The sequence below is a fragment of the Achromobacter pulmonis genome (genome assembly GCF_902859765.1).
Classification (GTDB): Bacteria; Pseudomonadota; Gammaproteobacteria; order Burkholderiales; family Burkholderiaceae_B; genus Achromobacter; species Achromobacter pulmonis.
Genome location: NZ_CADIJV010000012.1, coordinates 134500 through 143784, shown reverse-complemented (window position 1 = coordinate 143784; position 9285 = coordinate 134500). Strand labels below are relative to the sequence as shown.

At 68.3% G+C, this 9285-nt stretch carries 13 protein-coding genes; all 13 read right to left on the bottom strand.

Translation table 11 applies throughout. The annotated features are described in order from the left end of the window. Positions 1–498: Sec-independent protein translocase protein TatB (gene tatB / locus HV701_RS26755; RefSeq protein WP_254595164.1), on the bottom strand; the 498-nt coding region annotated here is incomplete at its 3' end. A gap of 66 nt (positions 499–564) precedes the next feature. Then, complete coding sequence (gene tatA, locus HV701_RS12755; RefSeq protein WP_175133390.1) at positions 565–792, bottom strand: Sec-independent protein translocase subunit TatA; 228 nt, start codon at positions 790–792, stop codon at positions 565–567. Between the two features lie 14 nt (positions 793–806). Further along, positions 807–1175, bottom strand: coding sequence for a histidine triad nucleotide-binding protein (locus HV701_RS12750; protein WP_175133389.1), 369 nt, complete (start codon positions 1173–1175; stop codon positions 807–809). A 15-nt stretch (positions 1176–1190) separates the two neighbouring features. Then, complete coding sequence (locus HV701_RS12745) at positions 1191–1541, bottom strand: phosphoribosyl-ATP diphosphatase (protein WP_006392326.1); 351 nt, start codon at positions 1539–1541, stop codon at positions 1191–1193. Continuing rightward, the gene (gene hisI, locus HV701_RS12740; RefSeq protein WP_175133388.1) at positions 1538–1942 is read right to left on the bottom strand and encodes a phosphoribosyl-AMP cyclohydrolase; all 405 of its coding nucleotides are present in this window, start codon (positions 1940–1942) and stop codon (positions 1538–1540) included. Before hisI ends, HV701_RS12745 begins: the two co-directional genes overlap by 4 nt. A 2-nt stretch (positions 1943–1944) precedes the next feature. Beyond that, positions 1945–2763: an imidazole glycerol phosphate synthase subunit HisF gene (gene hisF / locus HV701_RS12735; RefSeq protein ID WP_175133387.1), complete on the bottom strand. Its 819-nt coding sequence runs from the start codon at positions 2761–2763 to the stop codon at positions 1945–1947. Beyond that, complete coding sequence (hisA, locus tag HV701_RS12730; protein WP_175133386.1) at positions 2760–3500, bottom strand: 1-(5-phosphoribosyl)-5-[(5-phosphoribosylamino)methylideneamino]imidazole-4-carboxamide isomerase; 741 nt, start codon at positions 3498–3500, stop codon at positions 2760–2762. The genes hisF and hisA overlap by 4 nt, the downstream gene beginning before the upstream one ends. A gap of 68 nt (positions 3501–3568) precedes the next feature. Continuing rightward, the gene (hisH, locus tag HV701_RS12725) at positions 3569–4267 is read right to left on the bottom strand and encodes an imidazole glycerol phosphate synthase subunit HisH (RefSeq protein ID WP_175133385.1); all 699 of its coding nucleotides are present in this window, start codon (positions 4265–4267) and stop codon (positions 3569–3571) included. A 37-nt stretch (positions 4268–4304) separates the two neighbouring features. Continuing rightward, positions 4305–4892 carry an imidazoleglycerol-phosphate dehydratase HisB gene (hisB, locus tag HV701_RS12720; protein ID WP_006388056.1) on the bottom strand — a complete coding sequence of 196 codons (588 nt, stop codon included), beginning with the start codon at positions 4890–4892 and terminating at the stop codon, positions 4305–4307. A 12-nt stretch (positions 4893–4904) separates the two neighbouring features. Beyond that, the gene (gene hisC / locus HV701_RS12715; RefSeq protein ID WP_175133384.1) at positions 4905–5996 is read right to left on the bottom strand and encodes a histidinol-phosphate transaminase; all 1092 of its coding nucleotides are present in this window, start codon (positions 5994–5996) and stop codon (positions 4905–4907) included. Beyond that, positions 5993–7297, bottom strand: a complete 1305-nt coding sequence (gene hisD / locus HV701_RS12710) for a histidinol dehydrogenase (protein ID WP_175133383.1) — start codon at positions 7295–7297, stop codon at positions 5993–5995. Before hisD ends, hisC begins: the two co-directional genes overlap by 4 nt. Positions 7298–7345: 48 nt before the next feature. Beyond that, the gene (gene hisG / locus HV701_RS12705) at positions 7346–8020 is read right to left on the bottom strand and encodes an ATP phosphoribosyltransferase (protein ID WP_175133382.1); all 675 of its coding nucleotides are present in this window, start codon (positions 8018–8020) and stop codon (positions 7346–7348) included. After that, positions 8017–9285 carry a UDP-N-acetylglucosamine 1-carboxyvinyltransferase gene (gene murA, locus HV701_RS12700; protein ID WP_175133381.1) on the bottom strand — a complete coding sequence of 423 codons (1269 nt, stop codon included), beginning with the start codon at positions 9283–9285 and terminating at the stop codon, positions 8017–8019. Before murA ends, hisG begins: the two co-directional genes overlap by 4 nt.

Below are 9285 nucleotides of genomic sequence, written 5' to 3'. Positions count from 1 at the left end.
CGCGGGTTGCGGGGCGGGAGCGGGCTGGCCGCCGGCCGCGGGGGCGGGCGGATCCAGGTCCAGGTTCAGGTTGGGGCTGGGCGGCGCGATGGACGGCGGCGCTTCGGCCGGCTCGGCGGCCAGCGGTGTCATCAGTGGCCCGCTGGCGGCGGTGGCGCCGGCCGTTCCGGCCGCGATGGCGGGCTTGCCGCTGGCTTCGCGGGCCACCTCGTCGAGCTCGGCGCGGAACTGCTGCACCGGCTCCTGCAGCGCATTGTGGGTGTCGTGCAGCGATTGCTGCACGTCTTGCGCGGCGGTTTCCATCTCGCTCTTGAACTTGCGCAGTTCGTCCAGCTCGATTTCGCGCTGGATGTCGGACTTCACATCATTGACGTAGCGCTGGGCGCGGCCAAGCAGGTGGCCGACCGTGCGGGCGACCTTGGGCAGGCGTTCGGGGCCGATGACGATCAGCGCGATGACGCCGATCACCATCAGTTCAGTGAGGCTGACATCAAACATTCGACGGCCGCTCGGAAATTGAGGCAATGAGGACCGGCGGTTTCAGGCCGGTCCGGGGGGCAGGGCTCAGGAGTTGGATTTTTCCTTGGCCTGCACGTCGATGGTATCGCCGGAGACGCGTTGTTGCGCGATCGGCTCGGCCGGTTTGTCGCTGTTGGCGTCTTTCATGCCTTCCTTGAAGCCCTTGACGGCGCCGCCGAGGTCGGACCCGATGTTGCGCAGTTTCTTGGTGCCGAAAATCAGCGCCACGATGACCAGAACGACCAACCAATGCCAAATGCTAAAGCTACCCATGACGGTTCTCCGTATTACGCGGTGGGGGCCATGCGCCCTTTCCAGGGTCGCTGGCCGCCGAGGATGTGGAAATGCAGATGCGGGACTTCCTGGCCGCCTTCGACGCCAGAGTTGATCATGATGCGAAATCCGCCATCGGGGCCCGGACGGCAACCGTTTTCAGCGGCAAGCCGCGGCGCCAATGCCATCATTCTACCCAACCAACCTGCGTCCTCGGCCGTAATATCCTGCATGGATGTGACATGACGTCGAGGGATCAGCAATAAATGCACCGGTGCGGCCGGGTTGATATCGTGGAATGCAACAAACTCCTCGTCCTCGTAGACCTTCTTGGACGGGATCTCGCCGGCGGCGATCTTGCAGAAAATACAGTTGGCGCTCATTTTTCCGGTTCCGTGTCAGTCCTGGGGACGGCTGGCCTTCTCGGCCAGGCCCGACAGCCCTTCGCGGCGGGCCAGCTCGGCCAGCACGTCGTCGGGGCGCAGGTTGAAGTGCGTCAGCGCGACCAGGCAATGAAACCACAGGTCGGCGGTTTCGCTGACGATGCGTTCGGGCACGCCATCCTTGGCGGCCATGACCAGTTCGGTGGCTTCTTCGCCGATCTTCTTGAGGAAGGCGTCGGGGCCCTTGGACAGCAGCTTGGCCGCGTACGAGGCCTTGGGATCACCGCCGTTCTCGGGGCGGCGGGTCTCCAGGGTGTCGGCGATGCGGGCCAGGACGTCGTGGGCGGTCAGGGGCGAGTCGGTCATTTGTAGATCAGTTCGGGGTCTTTCAGCACCGGATCGACCGTGACCCAGGAGGCCTGGTCGGTCGGGCCTTCCAGGCGGCGGTAGAAGCAGCTGGCGCGGCCGGTGTGGCAGGCGATGCCGCCTTCCTGGTGCACCTTGAGCAGCACCACGTCGCCGTCGCAATCGAGGCGCAGCTCGTGCACCTGCTGCACGTGACCGGACTCCTCGCCCTTGCGCCACAGGCGCTGGCGCGAGCGCGACCAGTACACCGCGCGGCCGGTGGCGGCGGTCTCGGCCAGCGATTCGCGGTTCATCCAGGCCACCATCATGATCTGGCCGTTGTCGGCGTCCTGCGCGATGGCGGGGATCAGGCCGTTCTCGTCGAAGACGACATCGGCCATCCAGCCGGGTTCGTTGCTCATCGTCATATCCTTACTTCAATGCCCTGCGCGGCCATGAAGCGCTTGCATTCGCCGACCGTGTGCTGGCCGAAGTGGAAGATGCTGGCGGCCAGCACGGCGCTGGCGCGGCCGGTGGTGACGCCGTCGGCCAGGTGCTGCAGGGTGCCGACGCCGCCCGAGGCGATGACGGGCACCGGCACGGCGTCCGACACGGTACGGGTCAGTTCGAGGTCGAAGCCCGACTTGGTGCCGTCGCGGTCCATGCTGGTCAGCAGGATCTCGCCGGCGCCATAGGCCGCCATGCGGCGCGCCCAGGCCACGGCGTCCAGCCCGGTGGCCTTGCGGCCGCCATGGGTGAAGACTTCCCAGCGCGGCGCCTCGCCCGCGGCCGAGACGCGGCGCGCGTCGATCGCCACCACCACGCATTGCGAGCCGTGGTAGTCGGAGGCCGCGCGCACCAGTTCCGGGTTGGCCACGGCGGCGCTGTTGATGCTGATCTTGTCGGCGCCGGCGTTCAGCAGGCGCTGGATGTCCGATACCTGGCGCACGCCGCCGCCCACCGTCAGGGGGATGAAGACCTGCGAGGCGACCTGCTCGATGATGGGCAGGATCAAGTCGCGGCCGTCGCTGGTGGCGGTGATGTCCAGGAAGGTGAGCTCGTCGGCGCCCTGCTCGTTGTAGCGGCGGGCGATCTCGACGGGATCGCCGGCATCGGCGAGGTTGACGAAATTGACGCCCTTGACGACGCGGCCGGCGGTGACGTCAAGGCAGGGAATGATGCGGCGGGTCAGCGCGCTCTGGACGGGCGCGCCGGCCCCGGTGGACCTGCTGGCGTTGGTCATTTGGCCAATTCGTCGGCGCGGGCCTGCGCCGCCTGGAAGTTGAGCGTGCCTTCGTAGATGCTGCGGCCCAGGATGGCGCCTTCGACGCCCTCTTCCTCGACGGCGCACAGTGCCTCGATGTCCTGGATGCCGGCGATGCCGCCCGAGGCGTACACCGGGATGCGCACGTGCTGCGCCAGGCGCACGGTGGCCTCGACGTTCACGCCCGACAGCATGCCGTCGCGGCCGATGTCGGTGTAGATGATGGCTTCGCAGCCGTAGTCCTCGAACTTCTTGGCCAGGTCGAGCACGTCGTGGCGCGTCAGCTTGCTCCAGCCGTCGGTGGCGATCTTGCCGTCGCGGGCATCCAGGCCGACGATGATCTGGCCGGGGAAGGCGCCGCAGGCGTCCTGCAGGAAACCCGGGTTCTTGACCGCGGCGGTGCCGATGATCACGTAGGAGATGCCGGCGTCGAGATAGCGCTCGATGGTGTCGAGGTCGCGGATGCCGCCGCCGATCTGCACGGGAATGTCGTCGCCGACGGCTTCCAGGATGGCCTTGATGGGCGCTTCGTTCTTGGGCTTGCCGGCGACGGCGCCGTTCAGGTCGACCAGGTGCAGGCGGCGGGCGCCCTGTTCGAGCCACTTGGAGGCCATGGAGGCGGGGTCTTCGGAGAACACCGTTGCATCGTCCAGGTCGCCCTGGCGCAGACGCACGCAGCGTCCGTCTTTGAGATCGATGGCGGGGATCAGCAGCATGGTGGGCAGCGGGAAAATATGGGGTTGAATGGTCTGGAGCGCGTGGGCCGCAGCGGTGTGCTTGCGGCTTACGGCTGCCAGTCTACAAAATTGCGATACAGGCGCAAACCGTGCTCGGCGCTCTTCTCGGGGTGGAACTGCACCGCGAAAATGTTAGCTGCCGCCACCGCGCAGGTAAAGGCAACGCCGTAATCGGTTTCACCAACGGTCAGGCTGGTATCGGCCGGGTCGGCGTAGTAACTATGGACGAAATAGAAATGCGTGTCGTCCGGAATGCCGTCCCAGATAGGGTGAGAGCGCGTCTGGCGGACTTTGTTCCATCCCATGTGCGGGACTTTCAAGCGTTCGGGGCGGACGTCGACCAGTCCGGCGGCGCCGGTGTCGGCCTCGCAGGCCGCGTCGTCGGCCGCGACCGGGTCGGCGAAGCGCGGGCCGGCAAAGCGCCGCACCACGCCCGGGAACAGGCCCAGGCACGGGGTGTCGCCCTCTTCGCTGGACTCGAACAGCATCTGTTCGCCCACGCAGACGCCCAGCAGGGGCTTGCTGCGGGCGGCCTTGACGACCGCTTCGCGCAGGCCGGATTCGTTCAGGGTGCGCATGCAGTCCGCCATGGCGCCCTGCCCGGGAAACACCACGCGGTCGGCCGCGTCGATTTCTTGGGGCTGGTTGCAGATGCGGATGTCCGCGTCGGGGGCGGCGTACTTGAGCGCGCGCGCGACGGAGTGGAAGTTGCCCATTCCGTAGTCGACGATGGCGATAGTGGTCACTTCGGTTTACCTGGTGCGTGGCGGGAGGTCGCGCAGCTTACAGCACGCCCTTGGTCGAGGGCACGACGTCGCCCATGCGCGGGTCGACTTCGATGGCCATGCGCAGCGCGCGGCCACAGGCCTTGAAGACTGTTTCGCATTGGTGGTGGGCGTTGGTGCCGCGCAGGTTGTCGATGTGCAGGGTGATCAGCGCGTGGTTGACCAGCCCCTGGAAGAACTCGCGCGTCAGGTCGACGTCGAAGGCGCCGATGTGCGAACGGGTGAAGGGGATGTGATATTCCAGGCCCGGGCGGCCGGAGAAGTCGACCACCACGCGCGACAGCGCCTCGTCCAGCGGCACGTAGGCGTGGCCGTAGCGGCGCAGGCCGGCCTTGGTGCCGACCGCCTTGGCGATGGCCATGCCCAGCGTGATGCCCACGTCTTCCACCGTGTGATGCGCATCGATGTGCAGGTCGCCCTCGGCCTTGATGTCGAGGTCGATCAGGCCATGGCGCGCGATCTGGTCCAGCATGTGGTCCAGGAACGGCACGCCGGTGTCGATCGTCTGCTTGCCGGTGCCATCCAGGTTGATGGCCACGCGGATGCGGGTTTCGTTGGTGTTGCGGGTGATCTCTGCGGTACGCATGTCAGGACTCGATTAGGCACTGAGGATGTCTTGCAGTGCCGATAGCAAAGCGGCGTTCTCGGCCGGTGCGCCTACCGAGATGCGGAGGCAGTCGGCCAGGAGCGGGTGGGCGTTGGCGAAGTTACGAACCAATATTTTGCGCTGTTTCAGGGCAAGATGCACGGCGTTGCCGTCCAGCTTGCCGGAAAAGCGCGCGAGTACGAAGTTGGCCGCGGAAGGGAATACCCTGACGCCGGGCAGCGCCGCCAGGGCCGCGGCCAGCGGCTCGCGGTCGGCGCGCAGGCGGGCGGCCTGTTCGTCCAGCACCGTTTTGTGGCGCAGCACGGTCAGCAGCGCGGCCTGGGTCAGCACGTCCAGGTTGTAGGGCGGGCGCACTTTGTCCAGCTCGGCGATCCAGTCGGGGTGGCCGGCCAGGTAGCCGAAGCGCAGGCCCGCCAGGCCGATCTTGGACACCGTGCGCATCACCACCACGTTCGGCGCGTCCAGCAGGCGCGGCATCCAACTGCGGTCGGTGAACGGCTGGTAGGCCTCGTCCACCACCACCAGACCGGGCGCGGCGGCGATGATGGCGGCCATGTCCGCGTCCGACCAGGCGCCGCCGGTGGGATTGTTGGGCACCGCCAGGAACACCACCTTGGGCTGGTGCTCGCGGATCGCCGCCAGCATGGCTGGAAGATCCAGGGACAGATCTTCGGTGAGCGGCACGCCGACGAAGCGGGCGTGGTCGAAGCGCGCGGCCATGTCGAAATAGACGAACGATGGCCACGGCGCCAGCACCACCTCGCCCGGGTTGCAGCAGGCCTGCACCGCCATGTGGATCAGTTCGTCCGAACCGTTGCCGAACAGCACGCCGGCCTCGGCGGGCACGCCGAAGGCCGATTTCACCGCCTGGCGCAGTTCGGCCAGGTCGGCGGCCGGGTAGCGGTTCAGCGGCGTGTCGCGCAGCACGCGCGCCAGGTCGTCGCGCACCGCCTCGGGCAGTTCGTAGGGCGATTCCATCGCGTCCAGCTTGATGCAGCCTTCGGCGTGCGCGACCGGATAGGCGCTCAGTTCGCGGATATCGGGCCGGATGGTGCCGGCGATGCGGCCGGCGACCTCGCTCATGGCTGGTCGATCCGGTACTGGGCGCTGGCGGCGTGGGCCTGCAGGCCCTCGCCCAGCGCCAGTTCCGCGGCGATGCGGCCAAGCGTCTGGGCGCCCTGGTGCGACACCTGGATCAGGCTGGAGCGCTTCTGGAAGTCATACACACCCAGCGGCGACGAGAAACGCGCGGTGCGCGAGGTCGGCAGCACGTGGTTGGGGCCGGCACAGTAGTCGCCCAGGGCTTCCGAGCTGAAGCGGCCCATGAAGATGGCGCCGGCGTGGCGGATCTTCGCGGTCCAGGCCTCGGGCTGCTCGGTGGAGATCTCCAGGTGTTCCGGGGCGATGTCGTTGGCGATGCGGCAGGCTTCGTCCAGGTCGCGCACCTGGATCAGCGCGCCGCGGTTGGCCAGGCTGGTGCGCAGGATGTCGGCGCGCGGCATGGTCGGCAGCAGGCGCGCGATGGCGGCCTCGACCTCGGCGATGAAGGCGGCGTCCGGGCACAGCAGGATGGATTGGGCCAGCTCGTCGTGCTCGGCCTGCGAGAACAGGTCCATGGCGATCCAGTCGGCCGGCGTCTTGCCGTCGCAGATCACCAGGATTTCGCTGGGGCCGGCGATCATGTCGATGCCGACCACGCCGAACACGCGGCGCTTGGCGGCGGCCACGTAGGCATTGCCGGGGCCGACGATCTTGTCCACGGCGGGCACGGTGGCGGTGCCGTAGGCCAGCGCGCCCACGGCCTGCGCGCCGCCGATGGCGAACACGCGGTCGACGCCGCTGATGGCGGCCGCGGCCAGCACGATCGGGTTGCGCGCGCCGTCCGGCGTGGGCGTGACCATGACCAGTTCCTGCACCCCGGCGACCTTGGCGGGGATGGCATTCATCAGCACCGACGAGGGATACGCGGCCTTGCCGCCCGGCACGTACAGGCCGACGCGGTCCAGCGGCGTGATCTGTTGGCCCAGCATGGTGCCGTCAGTCTCGGTGTAGGTCCAGGTTTCGGCGCGCTGGCGCTCGTGGTAGCGACGCACGCGCTCGGCGGCGGCCTGCAGCGCGTCGCGCTGGGCGGCCGGCAGCGCGGCCAGGGCCGCATGCCAGTCGGCCTTGGGGATTTCGAGCGTGTCCGCGGACACATGCGGCATGCGGTCGAAACGCTGGGTGTATTCCACCAGCGCGGCATCGCCGCGGGCGCGCACGTCGGCCAGGATGCCGGCGGCGGCGCGGTCGATGGACTCGTCCTCGGTGGCCTCGAAGGCCAGCAGCTTGGACAGGGCGGATGCGAATCCGGGATCGCGGGAGTCGAGACGATTGATCAGGGCCATGGCGTTCAGGCGGGTGGCGGCGGCCGCGCCGGGGCGCGGCGGCCTGGGTCAGGCGTTGCGGGAAGCGGCGCGCTCGAAAGCGTCCAGCAGCGGTTGCAGGCGTTCGCCGCGGGTCTTGAGCGCGGCCTGGTTGACGATCAGGCGCGAGGAGATCGGCATGATGTCCTCGACCGCGACCAGGTCGTTGGCGCGCAGCGTACCGCCGGTGGACACCAGATCCACGATGCAATCGGCCAGGCCCACCAGCGGCGCCAGTTCCATCGAACCATACAGCTTGATGATGTCGACGTACACACCCTTGGCCGCAAAGTGTTCACGGGCTGACTGCACGTACTTGGTGGCCACGCGCAGGCGCGCGCCCTGGTGCACCGCGGCCTCGTAGTCGAAGCCGTTGCGCACGGCCACGGCCAGGCGGCACTTGGCGATGTTCAGGTCGATCGGCTGGTACAGGCCCCCGGGCTGCTGCGCGGCGTGCTCGATCAGCACGTCCTTGCCGGCGATGCCGAGGTCGGCCGCGCCGTACTGCACGTAGGTGGGCACGTCGGAAGCGCGCACGATGATCAGCCGCAGGCCGGGATCGCTGGTCGGCAGGATCAGCTTGCGCGAGCTTTCGGGATTCTCGGGCACCTCGATGCCGGCTTCGGCCAGCAGAGGCATGGTTTCTTCGAAGATGCGCCCCTTGGACAGAGCCAGGGTCAGGGGGGCGAGCGGGGCATTGCTCATGCCGATTCCTTGCCGGTAACGCGTTGAATGTTGGCGCCCAGGGCGCGCAGCTTGACTTCCATCCGGTCGTAGCCGCGATCCAGGTGGTAGATGCGGTCGACCAGTGTGTCGCCGTCGGCGGCCAGGCCGGCGATGACCAGGCTGGCCGAGGCCCGCAGGTCGGTGGCCATGACGGTCGCGCCCGACAGGCGGGGGATGCCGCGGACGATGGCGGTATGGCCGTCGATGTCGATGTCCGCGCCCATGCGGCGCAGTTCCTGCACGTGCATGTAGCGGTTCTCGAAGATGGTCTCGACGATCACCGAGGTGCCCTCGGCCACCGTGTTCAGCGTCATCAGCTGGGCCTGCATGTCGGTGGCGAAGCCGGGGTACTCGTGGGTGCGGAAGCCGACGGCCCTGGGGCGCGTGGACATGGCGCCGCGGATCCAGTCGGGCCCGGTCTCGATGGTCAGGCCGGCCTCGGTCAGCTTGTCCAGCGTGGCGCCGAGAATGCCGGCGTCGGTGTTGCGCAGCATGATGTCGCCGCCGGCCGCGCCCACCGCGCACAGGAAGGTGCCGGCCTCGATGCGGTCGGAGATCACGCGGTGCGCGGCGCCGTGCAGGCGCTCGACGCCGTCGATCACGATGCGGTCGGTGCCGTGGCCCTGGATGCGGGCGCCCATCTTGATGAGCAGTTCGGCCAGGTCCACCACTTCGGGCTCGCGCGCGGCGTTTTCCAGCACGGTCTGGCCGTCGGCCAGCACCGCGGCCATCAGCAGGTTCTCGGTGCCGGTGACGGTGACCATGTCGGTGCGGATGGAAGCGCCCTTCAGGCGCTTGGCGCGCGCCACCACGAAGCCGTGCTCGATGCTGATGTCGGCGCCCAGCGCCGCCAGGCCCTTGATGTGCTGGTCCACCGGCCGCTGGCCGATGGTGCAGCCGCCCGGCAGGCTGACGCGGGCCTCGCCGAAGCGCGCCACCAGCGGGCCCAGCACCAGGATCGAGGCGCGCATCGTCTTGACCAGGTCGTACGGCGCTTCAAGGCTGTCGACGCGGTCGGCCTGCAGGGTGACGATGCCATCGCTGCCGCGTTCGGCGCGCACGCCCATGCGGCCCAAGAGGCGCAGCATGGTGGCGGTGTCGTTCAGGTGCGGCACATTGGAGATGGTCAGCGCGTCGGCCGTCAGCAGGCCGGCGCACAGGATCGGCAGGGCCGAGTTCTTGGCGCCGGAGATGGCGATCTCGCCGTGCAGTTGCGCGCCGCCGGTAATGCGGAGTTTGTCCAT